17 protein-coding genes are annotated in these 14,212 nt (G+C 58.1%); 9 read left to right on the forward strand and 8 right to left on the reverse strand.

The features are described from left to right. Positions 1–106 precede the first annotated feature (106 nt). From PMI23_RS15685 to ppnP, 3 genes are all read left to right on the forward strand, one after another. Positions 107–2,068 (forward strand): acetyl/propionyl/methylcrotonyl-CoA carboxylase subunit alpha, encoded by a 1,962-nt coding sequence (locus PMI23_RS15685; RefSeq protein ID WP_007908680.1) that lies wholly within the window; start codon positions 107–109, stop codon positions 2,066–2,068. Positions 2,069–2,138: 70 nt separating this feature from the next. Next, positions 2,139–2,681: an exonuclease domain-containing protein gene (locus PMI23_RS15690; RefSeq protein ID WP_007908678.1), complete on the forward strand. Its 543-nt coding sequence runs from the start codon at positions 2,139–2,141 to the stop codon at positions 2,679–2,681. Between the two features lie 105 nt (positions 2,682–2,786). Further along, positions 2,787–3,071: a pyrimidine/purine nucleoside phosphorylase gene (gene ppnP / locus PMI23_RS15695; RefSeq protein ID WP_003226701.1), complete on the forward strand. Its 285-nt coding sequence runs from the start codon at positions 2,787–2,789 to the stop codon at positions 3,069–3,071. Positions 3,072–3,143: 72 nt separating this feature from the next. Here the strand turns inward: ppnP and PMI23_RS15700 are convergent, their stop codons facing one another. Beyond that, on the reverse strand, positions 3,144–3,950 hold the full coding sequence (locus tag PMI23_RS15700) for an MOSC domain-containing protein (RefSeq protein ID WP_007908677.1): 807 nt from the start codon (positions 3,948–3,950) through the stop codon (positions 3,144–3,146). A 167-nt stretch (positions 3,951–4,117) separates the two neighbouring features. Further along, positions 4,118–5,053 carry a chemotaxis protein CheV gene (locus PMI23_RS15705; protein WP_007908676.1) on the reverse strand — a complete coding sequence of 312 codons (936 nt, stop codon included), beginning with the start codon at positions 5,051–5,053 and terminating at the stop codon, positions 4,118–4,120. 453 nt (positions 5,054–5,506) lie between these two features. Here PMI23_RS15705 and PMI23_RS15710 point away from each other — a divergent pair, with 453 nt between their 5' ends. The 3 genes from PMI23_RS15710 to PMI23_RS15720 all read left to right on the forward strand — a co-directional run bounded on the left by PMI23_RS15710 (position 5,507) and on the right by PMI23_RS15720 (position 8,009). Next, entirely contained in the window at positions 5,507–5,974 is a 468-nt protein-coding gene (locus PMI23_RS15710; protein ID WP_007908675.1) for a hypothetical protein, read from the forward strand. A gap of 485 nt (positions 5,975–6,459) precedes the next feature. Then, on the forward strand, positions 6,460–7,353 hold the full coding sequence (locus PMI23_RS15715; protein ID WP_007908674.1) for a sensor histidine kinase: 894 nt from the start codon (positions 6,460–6,462) through the stop codon (positions 7,351–7,353). Further along, the gene (locus tag PMI23_RS15720) at positions 7,350–8,009 is read left to right on the forward strand and encodes a response regulator (RefSeq protein WP_007949957.1); all 660 of its coding nucleotides are present in this window, start codon (positions 7,350–7,352) and stop codon (positions 8,007–8,009) included. Before PMI23_RS15715 ends, PMI23_RS15720 begins: the two co-directional genes overlap by 4 nt. Here the strand turns inward: PMI23_RS15720 and yegS are convergent. Beyond that, the gene (yegS, locus tag PMI23_RS15725; RefSeq protein WP_007908672.1) at positions 7,993–8,910 is read right to left on the reverse strand and encodes a lipid kinase YegS; all 918 of its coding nucleotides are present in this window, start codon (positions 8,908–8,910) and stop codon (positions 7,993–7,995) included. The two genes, PMI23_RS15720 and yegS, sit on opposite strands and share 17 nt — an antisense overlap. A 312-nt stretch (positions 8,911–9,222) precedes the next feature. Between yegS and PMI23_RS29875 the strand changes: the two genes are divergently transcribed. Next, positions 9,223–9,531 carry a hypothetical protein gene (locus PMI23_RS29875; RefSeq protein WP_176472330.1) on the forward strand — a complete coding sequence of 103 codons (309 nt, stop codon included), beginning with the start codon at positions 9,223–9,225 and terminating at the stop codon, positions 9,529–9,531. Positions 9,532–9,589: 58 nt separating this feature from the next. On the opposite strand, the gene PMI23_RS15735 is transcribed toward PMI23_RS29875, so the two are convergent. Continuing rightward, complete coding sequence (locus tag PMI23_RS15735) at positions 9,590–10,816, reverse strand: molybdopterin molybdotransferase MoeA (protein ID WP_007908667.1); 1,227 nt, start codon at positions 10,814–10,816, stop codon at positions 9,590–9,592. Then, positions 10,800–11,339 (reverse strand): molybdenum cofactor biosynthesis protein B, encoded by a 540-nt coding sequence (moaB, locus tag PMI23_RS15740; RefSeq protein WP_007908664.1) that lies wholly within the window; start codon positions 11,337–11,339, stop codon positions 10,800–10,802. The genes PMI23_RS15735 and moaB overlap by 17 nt, the downstream gene beginning before the upstream one ends. Positions 11,340–11,420: 81 nt before the next feature. Here moaB and mobA point away from each other — a divergent pair, with 81 nt between their 5' ends. Further along, positions 11,421–12,023 (forward strand): molybdenum cofactor guanylyltransferase MobA, encoded by a 603-nt coding sequence (gene mobA / locus PMI23_RS15745; RefSeq protein ID WP_007908662.1) that lies wholly within the window; start codon positions 11,421–11,423, stop codon positions 12,021–12,023. A gap of 78 nt (positions 12,024–12,101) precedes the next feature. After that, positions 12,102–12,323: a YgdI/YgdR family lipoprotein gene (locus tag PMI23_RS15750; RefSeq protein ID WP_007908660.1), complete on the forward strand. Its 222-nt coding sequence runs from the start codon at positions 12,102–12,104 to the stop codon at positions 12,321–12,323. Positions 12,324–12,401: 78 nt separating this feature from the next. Here the strand turns inward: PMI23_RS15750 and PMI23_RS15755 are convergent, their stop codons facing one another. The 3 genes from PMI23_RS15755 to PMI23_RS15765 all read right to left on the reverse strand — a co-directional run bounded on the left by PMI23_RS15755 (position 12,402) and on the right by PMI23_RS15765 (position 14,029). After that, positions 12,402–13,292 (reverse strand): pseudouridine synthase, encoded by an 891-nt coding sequence (locus tag PMI23_RS15755; protein WP_007908659.1) that lies wholly within the window; start codon positions 13,290–13,292, stop codon positions 12,402–12,404. A gap of 70 nt (positions 13,293–13,362) precedes the next feature. Further along, positions 13,363–13,680 (reverse strand): transcriptional regulator, encoded by a 318-nt coding sequence (locus tag PMI23_RS15760; RefSeq protein WP_007908658.1) that lies wholly within the window; start codon positions 13,678–13,680, stop codon positions 13,363–13,365. A 112-nt stretch (positions 13,681–13,792) separates the two neighbouring features. Next, complete coding sequence (locus PMI23_RS15765) at positions 13,793–14,029, reverse strand: glutaredoxin family protein (RefSeq protein WP_007908657.1); 237 nt, start codon at positions 14,027–14,029, stop codon at positions 13,793–13,795. Positions 14,030–14,212: the final 183 nt, after the last annotated feature.

Here is a 14,212-nt window from a genome sequence, read left to right on the forward strand (position 1 = left end):
CAAGCCAGCTCCCACAGGGGATTTGCGTCGCTCACAAAACCTGTGGGAGCTGGCTTGCCAGCGATGAGGCCAGCACATGCAATGCAACTTTCCAAGGAAATAGCCCATGCCTGCATTCCACAAAATCCTGATCGCCAACCGCGGTGAAATCGCCTGCCGCATCCAGCGCACCGCGCAAGCCCTCGGCTATCGCACCGTCGCCGTCTTCAGCGATGCCGACGCCGATGCCCTGCACGTGAAAATGGCCGATCAAGCCGTACACATCGGCCCCGCCCCCGTGCAGCAGTCCTACCTGAACACCCGGGCCATCCTCGACGCCGCCCGCCGCAGCGGCGCCGACGCCATCCACCCCGGCTACGGCTTCCTCTCGGAGAACGCCGAATTCGCCCGCGCCTGCAAACAGGCCGGGCTGATCTTCATTGGTCCCAGCGCCGAAGCCATCGAACTGATGGGCAGCAAACGCCGCTCAAAAATCGCCATGCTCGAAGCCGGCGTACCGTGCATCGGCGGTTATCAGGGCGCTGAACAGGATGACGCAACGTTGCTGCGCGAGGCCGAACGCATCGGTTTTCCACTGATGATAAAGGCCAGCGCCGGCGGTGGCGGACGCGGCATGCGTCTGGTGCACGACGCCGCTGATTTGCCAGCGCAACTGCGTACCGCGCGCTCCGAAGCATTGAACGGTTTCGGTAGCGACGAATTGATCCTCGAACAGGCGTTGATCGAACCACGGCACGTCGAAGTGCAACTGTTCGGCGACCAACACGGCAACCTGATCTACCTTGGCGAGCGCGACTGTTCGATTCAGCGTCGCCACCAGAAAGTCATCGAAGAAGCACCTTGCCCGGTGATGACCGCTGAGCTGCGTCAAGCCATGGGTGAAGCGGCGCTCAAGGCTGGCCGCTCGGTGAATTACGTCGGTGCTGGCACGGTGGAATTCTTGCTCGATGCGCGTGGGCAGTTTTACTTTCTGGAGATGAACACGCGTTTGCAAGTGGAACACCCGGTGACTGAATTGATCACCGGACTGGATCTGGTGGCGTGGCAAATATTGGTTGCCGAAGGTCAGCCGTTGCCGCTGACCCAGGACCAGATCCTGCTCAACGGACATGCCATGGAAGTGCGGCTTTACGCCGAAGATCCCGCGCAAGACTTCCTCCCGCAAACCGGTCGAGTAGAGGCCTGGGAGCCGGCGCTGCAACACGGCGCGCGAATCGATCATGGCTTGCTTGAAGGGCAAGCGGTCAGCCCGTTCTACGACCCGATGCTCGGCAAACTGATCGCCCACGGCGCCACCCGCGAAGAGGCCCGGCGCAAACTGTTGCGCGCGGTGCAAGACACGGTGCTGCTCGGGGTGCAAAGCAATCAGCGCCTGCTCGTCAGCCTGTTGCAACATCCGCAGTTCATCAGTGGCGAATTCAGTACCGCGTTTATTGCCCGGCACTTCAGCGAACACCCTTGTTTGCACCGTTACATTGCGGATGCCGAGGAACTGGCGATTGCGGCGATGCTGTTCTATCAAGCAAGCGCCCTCGCCCACCGCGCGCCACTCACCGGCTGGCGCAACAACGCCAGTGTGCCGCTGCATTATCGACTCGGGCTTGATGATCAGAACTGGACAGTGCAACTGCTCGCTCAAGCGCAAGGCGCCTTCACCGTGCAGGTTGCCGAGCGCGCGCTCGAGTTAAAACTCATCGACCAGGACACGCAGTCGCTGACACTGGAAATCGACGGTTTGCGCCAGCGTCACGCGTATCGACTGGATAGCGGGCACCTCTGGCTGTTCAGCCATCCCGGCAGTCTGCGCCTGGAGGATCGAACTCATGCCGTGATCGACAGTCAGACCAGCGTCAGCTCCGGCACCTTGAAAGCACCGATGGACGGCGCCATCGTCGACGTTTTGGTCAGCGAAGGCAGCCCGGTCAGCAAAGGTCAACTGCTGGTGGTACTGGAGGCAATGAAAATGGAGCACCCGCTCAAGGCCGGCATCGACGGCGTGCTCAAGCGGGTGCAGGTCAAGGTCGGCGATCAGGTAAAAAATCGTCAGGTTCTGTTGCAGGTCGAGTAGTCGCCCACACACGCATGCGGGTTTTGACTACGCTCTGAGTTATCAGAACGCGGAAATCAGGAACCCTGCGATGCCTCACTGGCTGGTCATAGATCTGGAAGCCACCACCGATGAGGGTGGCTGGCCGGTCACCGAAATGGAAATTATCGAGATCGGCGCCACACTGGTCGATCGTGCCGGGCGCGAGCAGGATCACTTCCAGCGCTTCGTCAAACCGACGCGGCGGCCGTTGCTCACACCTTTTTGTCGTGAACTGACGCACATCACCCAGGCCAATATCGACACGGCGCAGCCGTTGACCGAAGTCTGGCCGGCGTTCGAACGCTGGCTCGCGCAGCATCAGACGCGCCTCGAAGGCTGGGCCAGCTGGGGCGATTACGACCGCAAGCAGTTGTTGCAGGAATGGCAGCGTCTGCAAATCGACAGTGGATTGAGCAAGGTGCCGCACATGAACCTCAAACAACGCTTCGCCAAGGCCCGACGCCTGGAGCGGCCGTTGGGCCTCAACGGTGCGCTGCAACTGGCTGGCATGCAGTTCAGTGGTCAGCAGCATCGGGCGCTGGAGGATGCGCGCAACACCGCACGGTTGTTGCCACTGGTCTTGCCACTCTAGGGTCAATTCGAGAACTCACCAGACAGAAGCCGGGCAGGTGACGGCGCGAAAAGCCTTGTGCATACTGGCCGCCTCCATTTTTTAACCCTTTTCGAGGAATCGCCCATGTTTAAAGTCAACGAGTACTTCGACGGCACCGTCAAGTCGATCGCCTTTGGCACCGCTGAAGGTCCGGCGACCATCGGCGTCATGGCACCGGGCGAATACGAGTTCGGCACCGCTCAGCGTGAAATCATGCATGTGGTGTCCGGCGCATTGACCGTCAAACTGCCCGACAGCAGCGACTGGGAAACCTTCGCCGCCGGCAGCCAGTTCAACGTTCCGGCCAACAGCAAGTTCCAGCTCAAGGTCGCGGTCGACACCGCTTACCTGTGCGAATACCGCGGCTAAAGCAACGGTTTCACCGCACCAACAAAAATGCCCGTGTCCAAGGACACGGGCATTTTTCGTTTCAGTGACGGACTACTCGAGAATCTCCACCGGCATGCCGACTTCGAGTCGACCATTGCTGTCATTCACCAGATTCTGCCCGAACATCGCACCATCGGCTTGAGCGCGATATTTCTGCAAGGTTGCCAGCGGCTCGCGATCGGCACTGCGCTCACCGGTTTGCGGGTCGATGGTGGTGAGAATGCAGCGCGAACACGGCTTGACCACACGGAACTCGACTTCGCCAATGCGTATGCGCTTCCAGCCATCTTCGGCATACGCCTCGCTGCCTTCGATCACCAGGTTAGGCCGAAAACGCAGCATTTCCAGCGGTCGTCCGACCTTTTGCGATAGATCCTGCAGGGATGCCTCACCAATCAACAGCAGAGGAAATCCATCGGCGAACGCGACCTGATCCTCATCGTTGCCATAGCCCGCCTGGGTGGTGCGAGCGCGATCCAGCGGCACCTGCACCAGCCGGGTCGGCTTGCCGATGAAATCGCTGACCCAGCGCGCGGCCTCATCACCGGCATCCGGCACGCGCAAGGTGTCGCGCCAGATCGTCACACCGCGCAGTTCGGCGTCGTTGCCCGGCAAGGCGATTTCGATGGAGGACTGTTCAGGTGCGCTCAGGGTCAGACCGCCCTGCGCATTCCACAGGGCCGACAACTGACTCATCTTCGCTTCGGCGCGCTGGGTCAGAAAGCGGCCGCTGGCTTCGTCCACGAGCATCCAGCGTCGGTCGCCATCAAGCCCCAGCTTGTCGAGGTCGACGCGTTGCAGCACATCGACTTTGCCGGATTTCAACGGGTAACGATAAAGCGCGCTCAGACGCAGCATGGCCAGCTCCCTGGAGGATAAAAACGCCACCCTATACGAGCTTGATCAGGAATCAAAGAGCAATAACTGTAGGAGTGAGCCTGCTCGCGATAGCGATGTGTCAGCTAATGATTCGGGGCTGACACACCGCTTCCGCGAGCAGGCTCACTCCTACAATGGGTGTGTGATCAGGCCGGGACTTCGTCGAGCATCAGACGCTGGCGCACCACGTCGACCAGCTTGTCCGGCTGGAACTTGGAGAGGAAGTTGTCGCAACCGACCTTCTTCACCATCGAGTCGTTGAAACTGCCGGACAGCGAGGTGTGCAACACCACGTACAAGCCACGCAGACGCGGGTCATTGCGAATTTCGGTGGTCAAGCGATAACCGTCCATTTCCGGCATTTCCGCATCGGTGAAGATCATCAGCAGTTTGTCGGTCATGTTCACGCCAGTATCGGCCCAGGCCTTGAGCATGTTCAGGGCTTTCAGACCATCGCTGGCAATGTGCATCTTCACGCCGAGCTGGCCGAGGGTGTCGCGCAATTGCGAGAGGGCCACGTTGGAGTCGTCCACCAGCAGTACTTCACGGCCACGGGCGCGCTCCAGCACCGGATCTTCGAGTTTTTCACGCGAGACCTTGGCGTTGTACGGGACGATTTCGGCGAGGACTTTCTCGACGTCGATGATTTCCACCAGTTGATCGTCGACCTTGCTGATCGCAGTCAGATAGTGCTGACGCCCGGCGCTGGTCGGCGGCGGCAGAATGGCTTCCCAGTTCATGTTGACGATGCGGTCCACACCGCCCACAAGGAATGCCTGCACCGAACGGTTGTACTCGGTGACGATGATGGTGCTGTTTGGGCCTGGCACCAATGGACGCATGCCGATTGCCTGCGACAGATCAATCACTGGCAAGGTCTGACCGCGCAGATTGACCACCCCGCACACAAACGGATGACGCTGCGGCATCAAAGTCAGTTTCGGCAGTTGCAGCACTTCCTGGACCTTGAACACGTTAATCGCGAACAACTGGCGCCCGGCCAGTCGAAACATGAGAATTTCCAGGCGATTCTCACCCACCAGTTGCGTGCGTTGGTCTACCGTGTCGAGAATGCCGGCCATCAATGACTCCTGGGCTTGTTCTGATGAATTCACTATGTGAGGTTATCGGCGGCAAATGGCAGTTCTTGATTGCCAAACCCGACCCGTCAAAAATGCCATGATCAGGCATTGATGTCACATTAACATCATGCTTTACTGGCCCGGTGATTTTCATCTTCTACATACTCTGCGGCGCGACCTCGGTTTGCACCGTAGGTTCCCGTGTCTAAGGGATTCCCCTAGTAACAATCAGGCCCAACCTGATATTCGCAATATCCAATAGCCATTAATGTGACGCCATTCTCATTGCATGAACGGAGTCAGGCTATTGTGTGCGATCGCAGTTCAGTGGAAACAACCCCTCTGGAACCCCTCAGCCAGTGCACCTGCACGTCTGGGCGCGATCTCCCGACGATTCATGATCGTCGCCACACACGGCATTCCCTCATGAGACATGACGTGGTGGAGATAAGCATGCCAATGGACCGCAAAGAGTGGGTACAACGCTTCCCCGAATTCCTTGTCGAGGCCGAACAACTCTTGGCCAAGTCCGAAGAATGCCTCAGCCATCTGCAACTGATCAGCAATGACAAGGACGCTATCGAGTGCATGCTCAATACCCTCCTGAAACTCGCACGCAGGGCTGAAGCCCTGGCGCTGGAGGCAATTTCCGAGTTCTCTCTGCATATTTACAGCCTGCTCAACCTGACCCAGGATCGCGTCGACCTTCACGAAGAGGCCCTGGTCGCGTTGCAGGATTGCTTCACGTTGATGGCCTGGCAGCTTGAACTGGTCGATCAACAGACCGGGCAACTGAGTCTGGATGAAAGTGAACAGACTTCGCTGATCGAAGCTTTCGCATTCCAGGTTGGTCAAAGCCAGCTCAAGCCGCCACTGACGGGCAAACGTTTGCCTCAATTGCCCTACTCGGGACAAGCCTGATCAACACGCTGTATCCACGCAGGCGCTTGCAGCGAAACGTTGAATGTCGTAATTGAATACTTCATACCTGCCAGCGACAAAATCGAATTAAATAATCACCGACGACAGACACCCATGTTTTCTGCCGACCTCAGGGTTTACCTGTGTGTTAAGAAGCACAACTTCAGGTAACACCTACATCTATCGAACTCAATAAATCGACTTTTTCCATTATGGAACTTGCGTCCAAAACACGTATTTCCTGACTCAATGGACATATATAGCGAGCGCGACCAACGGTATCTTAAGTGGTATTATGCCGCCCATTAGTTGCTTTCAAATTAATGGCACAGTGATTTCAGCGACCGCTGTCCACTGAAGTTGGCGGTCAATACATTCACTGGACCGCGTTGAAACCAATAACATAATTGACAGCATTTTCAGACAGAGACCCGCCAGCCTCAGGCCGGTCTGCCCGCAGCGAACATCCATTGGCTCCATCCGTTATGTACGCCAGTCTCAAGTCAATCACTACATGGCCACCTTCCCGGGAAAATGCACGCCGGTTCACGCTCATACTGTGTGTCGCGGCCACCCTCGGCAGCCTGCTGACCTATGGTCTTTCGACACCCCTTAGCCTCGGGCTGCTACTGCTCGACATCGCCGCTACCGCATGTGTCTGGGTGCAATATCGACTGTCACGCAAATCGATCAAATTTCAGCCTCAGGAGCTCGCCGACCGCTTGCTGGAAGTCCAGGAAAACGAGCGCCATCGCCTCAGCCGCGAACTGCACGACGATATCGGCCAATTGCTGACGGCCGCCAAACTGCAGAGCGAGTGGCTCAAGCGACGCCTGCCGGATGACTTGCAGGAGCAATGCACGGTGCTGTGCGCCACCCTGGAAGAAACCCTGGACAAAGTGCGCGACGTTTCGGCCATTCTCAATCCACGGCAGTTGACCAGCCTGGGGCTTGAAGCCAGTCTGCGTGCACATCTGCTCAAGACATTGACCAACACCAGCGTGCACTGGAGCCTCGATTGCCAGCAGCGCCTCAACGGTATTCCGGAAGAAATGGCGGTCGCCGCCTTTCGCATCACCCAGGAGGCTGTTACCAATATCCTGCGTCACGCCCAGGCAAAAAACCTGGTGATACGCGTGCAACGTCTGCCTAAAGGGCTGACGCTGCTGATCAGCGATGACGGTATGGGATTCGCCCCGTCGGCCAATCCGGGTCGAGAAGGACAACGAGGCATGGCCGGGATGGCCGAACGAATCGAGCAACTGGGTGGCACCCTGAACGTCATCAGCGAACCGGGTAAAGGCACTCAAATCGAAGCACTCTTCCCCTGGGCGCCTCGCGCACTCGAGCGGGCCAGTACGAATAAGGTTATGCGTTGACTTGCAACTTACTTCTGGTGGATGACCACTCGCTGATCAGGGCCGGCGTGCGCGCTCTGGTGCTGGATATTCCCGGTTACGCGGTGATTGGCGAGGCCAATGACGGTTCGCAGTTGCTCGAAATGGTCGAGCAACTGAGTCCGGATATCGTGTTGCTGGATATCTCCATGAAAGAAACCGGTGGCCTGGAAGCCCTGCAACGGCTCAAGCGGGTGCGTCCGCAGAGCAAGGTGCTGATCTTGTCGATGCACACCGATCCGGCGCTGATCATGCAGGCGCTCGAGTCCGGCGCCCACGGCTATCTGCTCAAGGACACGACCGCTACCGAGCTCGAACATGCACTGGAGGCCTTGCGCAACAACGAGCGCTACCTGAGCCCCGCCATCGCACACACCGTGATCAATCAGGCCCTGACCCGTAATCAGAAGCAGCAGCCGGAGGCCGCCGACTCGCACAATCTGACCGCGCGCCAGCTGGAAATCCTGCGTTTGATCGTGCGGGGGAAATCCACCCGGGAAATCGCCAATGGCCTGGGGCTGAGCATCAAGACAGTCGAGACCCACCGCTCACAGATCATGAAGCGCCTGCAAATCTACGACGTAGCGGGCCTGGTACTGTTCGCCGTGCGCGAACAGATCATCAGCCTGGACGACTGACCGAGCGGGCGCCGCCCAACAATGGAGAATGCTCCGGCAAGTGCACGCGCAACGCTGCCGGACGCGCCTCAAATCGCAAGCTCTCACCTTCCAGTGGTTCGCCATCCAGATTGATGCAGAGCCCCTCGGCCACTTTGATTTCGACCCATGGCAAACGGGCTCGGACAAACATGTTATCGATGCCGAAACCATCGCTGAGCAGCGTCTTCAACGTGCCCACCAGCTCCTGTGGCGCCGGCAGGATGCTGATATCCAGCAAACCGTCATCGGCCAGCGCTTCCGGGCACAATACGTGCCCGCCACCGGCCTGACGGCCATTGCCGATACCCAGCGCGAGCATTTCGCCACTCCAGTGAAAGTCCGGCCCCTGAAGCTCACCATAAGCAGCATGCAGCTCGCTGAATCGTGACAAACCGGTGAACAGATAGGCTGCACCACCGAGTACTTTTTTCAGGTCCTCGGAAGTATTGGCCGTGACCTGACTGCCGAAACCACCCGTGGCCATATTGAGGAAAATCTGCCCGCCCACCTCGCCCAGATCGATGTCGCGCGGCGGCACATCAAGCAGCTCAAGCGCTTCGGCAGGCTCCAATGGCACACCGGCGGCGCGGGAAAAGTCGTTAGCGGTGCCCAAGGGTAAAAGAACGAGGCTGGCTTTGCCCGGGTGCGCCGCGAGCGCTTCGGCGATGTCGCGCAACGTGCCATCTCCACCACCGGCGATAATCTTTGTGTAGCCGTCCGCCAAGGCTTGCTCCACCCACCGCTGAGCATCCCCTGCCTCCCACGTCAGGCGCACGGCCAGCTCCCAGCCTTGCTTGCGCTTGTCCTCGACGGCGGTGCGTACCGCCTCGTTGAGTGCCTGCTTGCCATGCAAAATCAACAGTGCCCGGCGTTCACTCATCACATCACTCCCTATCGAATCGGTTCGAGACATCTTGACCACTGCCGCCCGCAAAAAAGCCGTCAGACCTGTAATTAATTCGGCCTTCTGGCCTCAACGTCCTACACAGCGGTATTTTTTCTTACAAAACATGCGGAATCGGCTTAATTGACCCGGCTTCGACATTGGGTCACCGTGTGCCGGCGGTAGCAATCTTCAATCCAACACACAAGGATGTGCATGTAATGAGTGGATACCCCCCCAAGGCTCTTGCCAGCTCGATAGCTGAAAAAGTTTGCAAGCGAACAGTTGAAACGATCGGTGGATGCTTCCATGCCCAGTCATGAAGCCAGAGTGCCATTGAGCCCGGTTGGCCCTCTCGTCGAAAGTCGCTCGAATCAAAAGTCAGAATTCAAGAACAGCGCCAGAACCACTGGAGAAATTGATATGGAACCTCGTGTAACCGAGCTGGAAACCCATCTCAAGTACCTTCGGCGGGACATGGACGAAGTCCGCAGTGATGTCAGAACAATCAAACACCGGCTTGCCTACTCGGCGGGTGCGACAGCGGTAGTGCTGGGTCTGCTGGGTTGGGTGGCCAATAGCCGATTCGACCAGCTTGTGACACTGATCAGCAATTAAATGAATGAGTCATTGCAGGCGCCGACGACAGCCGACGCCTGCATTTGCGAGACAGCGGTCAGTCCAGCAGATCACTCAGCGGAATGAAGACCACTTCATCGCCGGCGCTCAGTGTGCGGCCCTCCAGCACTTCGACCAATCCATCTGCCCATGCGGCGCTACGCAGTACGCCTGAGCTCTGGTTGCGATAAACAGTGGCCCGCCCTTGCTCCAGACGGCCTCTAAGGTACTCACGCCGATTGCCTGCCACCGGCCAGTCAAAACCCGCTGGCACGCTGAACTTCAGCGGCTCGACGTCCTGCACGCCCTGACGGCGCAACAGATATGGCCGAGTCAGTAGCGCAAAGGTCACCAGCGTCGATGCCGGATTTCCTGGCAAACCAATGACCGGTACATTGCGGAAATGGCCAAATGTCAGCGGTTTTCCAGGTTTGATCGCCAGCTTCCAAAGGGCAAGCTCGCCCTCTTCTCGCAAGGCGACACCCAGAAAATCCGCCTCACCTACCGACACGCCCCCCGTGGAAAGGATCAGATCAACATCCTGCAACTCCCCCAGACGGGCACGGGTAGTGGCCAGATTATCCGGAAGAATACCGGCATCGATCACCTCACAGCCCAGACGTTGCAGCCAACTGCATAGCAACACCCGATTGCTGTTGTAAATCTGACCCGGCCCCAATGCCTGGCCCGGCTCGACCAATTCATCACCCGTGGAGATCACCGCAACGCGAACCTTGCGCACGACCTTCAACCCGGCACACCCCAACGACGCAGCCAGTCCCTGCTCTATCGGACCCAAGCGGGTTCCGGCAGGCAGGATCAGCTCACCGACGGTGGTTTCCTGGCCTTGTGGACGGATGTTCTGCCCGGTCTTCATCGGCTCGAGGAAGCGCACCTTTTCATCAGCTTGAACCTCAGCGTTTTCCTGCATTTCCACGCAGTCAGCGCCCGCGGGCACTGGAGCGCCGGTGAAAATCCGTGCACAGGAGCCCGGTTTCAAAGGCTCCGGGGATTGCCCGGCGAACACTTTCTGACTGACCGGCATGGGTTCGCCAGTCCAGTCCGCCAGGTTCAACGCATATCCGTCCATGGCACTGTTAGGCCAAGGCGGCAGATCCAGCGTCGAAATCAGATCTTCGCTCAGCACACGTCCCTGAACCTGAGCCAACGGCAAGTCTTCATGCTCTGCAATTGGCGAGGCTTCGGCCATCTCGAGCAAACGCGCCAGCGCCAACTCAACCGGCATCAATGCCCCGGTCTTGCCCGGCTTACCCACGGGATTCACAAGGCGCCGCCTGCTTCAAGTGAGTCACGAAATTGCACGGACGGTGACGCGCGTCCAACTGCTCGCCCAGGATGCCATCCCAACCGGTGCGTACGGCGTTGGTCGAACCCGGCAAGCAGCAAACCAGCGTGCCATTGGCCAGACCGGCCAGCGCACGGGACTGCACCGTGGAGGTACCGATATCGGCTACCGAAATCTGCCGGAACAACTCACCAAACCCGTCGACCTGTTTGTCGAGCAGGCAGGCAACTGCTTCAGGAGTACTGTCGCGGCCAGTGAATCCGGTCCCGCCGGTGATCAGCACGACCTGTACGACATCGTCGGCAATCCAGGTGGCGACTTGCGCACGAATTTTGTAGAGGTCATCTTTGAGCAACACCCGCTGCGCCAGAAAATGGCCTGCCGCCGTCAAACGGTCGACGAAGACCTGACCTGAGGTGTCGGTTTCCAGTGTTCGAGTGTCACTGACAGTCAGCACCGCAATATTGAGCGGCACGAAAGGTACATCAGCCTTGGCTTTCATAGGCTCGTCCAGTTGTAGGAGAAACAGCCCGGTGTTATATCACAGCGCCTCATTTTTTCGCCGCCCCTCTGGAGAGCTGCCATGACCCTCGACACGCAACTGCCCCCCTGCTCCATTCTGCTCCTGGCAGGTGGACGCGGCCAACGCATGGGCGGCCAGGACAAAGGTTTGGTCGAATGGCAGGGCGAGCCGTTGATTGCACATTTGCAGCGCAAGGTCCGTGGGCTGACTGATGACCTGATCATCTCCTGCAACCGTAATCGCGAGCGTTACGCGCCATTCGCTGATCAATTGGTGGTCGATGACGAAGGCGATTTTCCGGGGCCATTGGCCGGCATTCGTGCGGGTCTGAAAGCTGCGCGCCATTCGCACCTGCTGGTCTTGCCCTGTGACGTCCCGCGCATTGACGCAGCGTTACTGCAAAGCATGCGCGAGACGGCCAATCAGAATCCTGAAAAACCTTTAATGTTGCGCCATGACGAGCACTGGGAACCCTTGCTGTGTGTGATTCCGGCAGCCCTTCGACCCGCCTTCGAAGAGGCCTGGAACGCCGGTGAGCGCAGCCCCGGCCGGGTTATGCGCATGCTCGGCGCTACTGCCCTGCAATGCCCGGACAACGACCCGCGACTGGCCAATCTGAACACCCCCGAACTGTTAAATTCCCACAACACTGTGTCAGACTGACACCATTCAAGGAACTCTCACGCCTTGTATACGTCTCAAGCTCAGTAACCAAAAGAATTCCCATTCGGAGACACACCCATGACTCAACGGACCCTCGCCACTTTCATGCTCGCACTGGGCCTTGCCACCCTCGCCGGTTGCTCGTCGCCTACAGTGATCACCTTGAATGACGGTCGCGAAATCCAGGCCGTCGACACCCCGAAATACGATGACGATTCGGGCTTCTACGAGTTCAAACAGCTGGACGGCAAAGAAACCCGCATCAACAAGGATCAGGTTCGCACCGTTAAAGAGCTGTAAGCTCTGGTCGACACCGGATACAGAAAAGCCCGCATTAATGCGGGCTTTTTCATGGGCGTTCGAAAGGTGGCTTGGGCCTCACCATTGCAGCGTAATCCGGCTCTCGAATTCGCGCTCTTCACCGTTCACCGGGTCGATAAACCGCAGACCCTGCGCCAGCAGCTTCAGCGGATTGGCGTAGTCATCCTCGACGTCTTTCAACACCTGCGGATAAAACGGATCGTTGCAGATGCTCGCCCCCAGCGCAGTCATGTGCACACGCAGTTGATGTTTCTTGCCGGTCACCGGAAACAATCCATAGCGCCACAGATCGCCATGCTTTTCCCGAACCTCCACCGCCGTTTCGGTGTTGCTGGCCCCTGCGCCTTCCTGCATGCGGAAAAACGGCTCGCCATCGACCAGACGGCTCTTGTGCACCAAAGGGAACCTCAGATCTGGCAGCGCCGGGGCGATGGCTTCATAGCGTTTGTCGATCTGCCGCGTCGGGAAGAGCGACTGATAAGCCGAACGGGTTTGCGGGTTGGCCGAGAAAATAACCAGTCCCGCCGTATGCCGGTCGATGCGGTGCAAAGGCACCAGATGGGGATTGTCCAGGCGACGAATCAGCCTGCGCAACAAGGTCTGCTCAACGTACTCGCCGGCGGGTGTGACTGGCAGGAAATGCGGTTTGTCAGCCACCACCAGATGTTCGTCGGCATACAGGATCGACTCGACCACCGGGATCGGCTTTTCGTCCGGCACTTCGCGAAAATAATGAATTCGCAAGCCTTCCTTGTAAGGCAAATCCACCGAGATCGGCTGACCATCACCATCCAGAACTCGCCCCCGAGCGATGCGGTCCAGCCATTGCTCGCGATCAATCGCACGAAAATGCTCACACAGACAATCGAGTACGGTCAGCCAGGGACCCGGCGGCAGATAGAGCGTGCTCGCCTGATTCTGCGCAGCAGAGAATGTAGATGTGGACATACGGAAATCAAACCCTCAATACAGGGCGGCATTATCCAGCACGGAGGGAAACGAGCCTAGCGCAGATTGCTCAGGCCGGGATCGACTTGAGCGCTGCGGCGTCTGTGAACTCCTTGAGCCAGCGCAGGACATCGACAGCCTCCCAGCGGCCCGGGTCATACAAGGCGTAAAGCAACCCTTGATAACCGACCACATCCAGTTGTTTGTGATAACCGGCACGCTGAAACAAGGCCTCGATTTCGGCAAAGCAAGTGTTGAAATGCAGCTTGTTGAAGGGCGTCTTGCCTTCCGTGACCAGCCCGTCCAGGCGCAATTCGAGAACGGCCTCGCGCACCACGTCAACCGACATCCGGTTCACGCTGTTTTTCAACTGTTCGACATTGACCACGGTTCATCCCTCTGAAGCATTTACTGTATGAACATACAGTAACCGAACAATCCGTAAAATGCCAAGGAATGGATGGCAGCGGCGACCGGCGGGATGAATGAGAAAATACGAATTAACGCAGAAACGCCACAACTTGATCAGCGCTGAAGGGCCAGCCCAGTTCTGCCCCGGTGTCGACACGACGCAACACCGGAATCCGCAGGCTATAAGCCTCAAACCAAGATTCGTCTTCAGCGATATCGACCAGTTCAACCAGCAGGCCGTGCTCAACGAAAGGCATCAACTCGGCCTCGGCAACTTCACACAAATGGCATCCAAGGGTGCCGAACAGCTGACATTCAGGAAGCATGAGCGCTCAACCAGGAAATGAGTGGGCCTATTCTAGGCCGCAGCTGAAAACCCGTCGAGCCACCGCCGCCCAAAGGCTCCAGTCCTCCGACAAAGGTTCACAGGCAAAACCCTGACGCAAATCAGTCCACAGAAAAACCATTTGCGCGATCCTCCCGGTCTTTTTGCCTCTACGCTTGAAAAG

Origin of the sequence: Pseudomonas sp. GM24 (assembly GCF_000282235.1) — a bacterium.
In the GTDB taxonomy this organism is placed as follows: domain Bacteria; phylum Pseudomonadota; class Gammaproteobacteria; order Pseudomonadales; family Pseudomonadaceae; genus Aquipseudomonas.

Excerpts from the sequence above, each read along its gene's own strand:
- yegS (WP_007908672.1), bottom strand. The coding sequence starts at position 8,910 with ATGAGTGAACGCCGGGCACTGTTGATTTTGCATGGCAAGCAGGCACTC.
- moaB (WP_007908664.1), bottom strand. The coding sequence starts at position 11,339 with ATGAAAGCCAAGGCTGATGTACCTTTCGTGCCGCTCAATATTGCGGTG.
- ppnP (WP_003226701.1), top strand. The coding sequence starts at position 2,787 with ATGTTTAAAGTCAACGAGTACTTCGACGGCACCGTCAAGTCGATCGCC.
- PMI23_RS15705 (WP_007908676.1), bottom strand. The coding sequence starts at position 5,053 with ATGGCCGGCATTCTCGACACGGTAGACCAACGCACGCAACTGGTGGGT.
- PMI23_RS15715 (WP_007908674.1), top strand. The coding sequence starts at position 6,460 with ATGTACGCCAGTCTCAAGTCAATCACTACATGGCCACCTTCCCGGGAA.
- PMI23_RS15690 (WP_007908678.1), top strand. The coding sequence starts at position 2,139 with ATGCCTCACTGGCTGGTCATAGATCTGGAAGCCACCACCGATGAGGGT.
- PMI23_RS15755 (WP_007908659.1), bottom strand. The coding sequence starts at position 13,292 with ATGTCCACATCTACATTCTCTGCTGCGCAGAATCAGGCGAGCACGCTC.
- mobA (WP_007908662.1), top strand. The coding sequence starts at position 11,421 with ATGACCCTCGACACGCAACTGCCCCCCTGCTCCATTCTGCTCCTGGCA.
- PMI23_RS15685 (WP_007908680.1), top strand. The coding sequence starts at position 107 with ATGCCTGCATTCCACAAAATCCTGATCGCCAACCGCGGTGAAATCGCC.
- PMI23_RS15750 (WP_007908660.1), top strand. The coding sequence starts at position 12,102 with ATGACTCAACGGACCCTCGCCACTTTCATGCTCGCACTGGGCCTTGCC.
- PMI23_RS15700 (WP_007908677.1), bottom strand. The coding sequence starts at position 3,950 with ATGCTGCGTCTGAGCGCGCTTTATCGTTACCCGTTGAAATCCGGCAAA.
- PMI23_RS15765 (WP_007908657.1), bottom strand. The coding sequence starts at position 14,029 with ATGCTTCCTGAATGTCAGCTGTTCGGCACCCTTGGATGCCATTTGTGT.
- PMI23_RS15710 (WP_007908675.1), top strand. The coding sequence starts at position 5,507 with ATGCCAATGGACCGCAAAGAGTGGGTACAACGCTTCCCCGAATTCCTT.
- PMI23_RS29875 (WP_176472330.1), top strand. The coding sequence starts at position 9,223 with ATGCCCAGTCATGAAGCCAGAGTGCCATTGAGCCCGGTTGGCCCTCTC.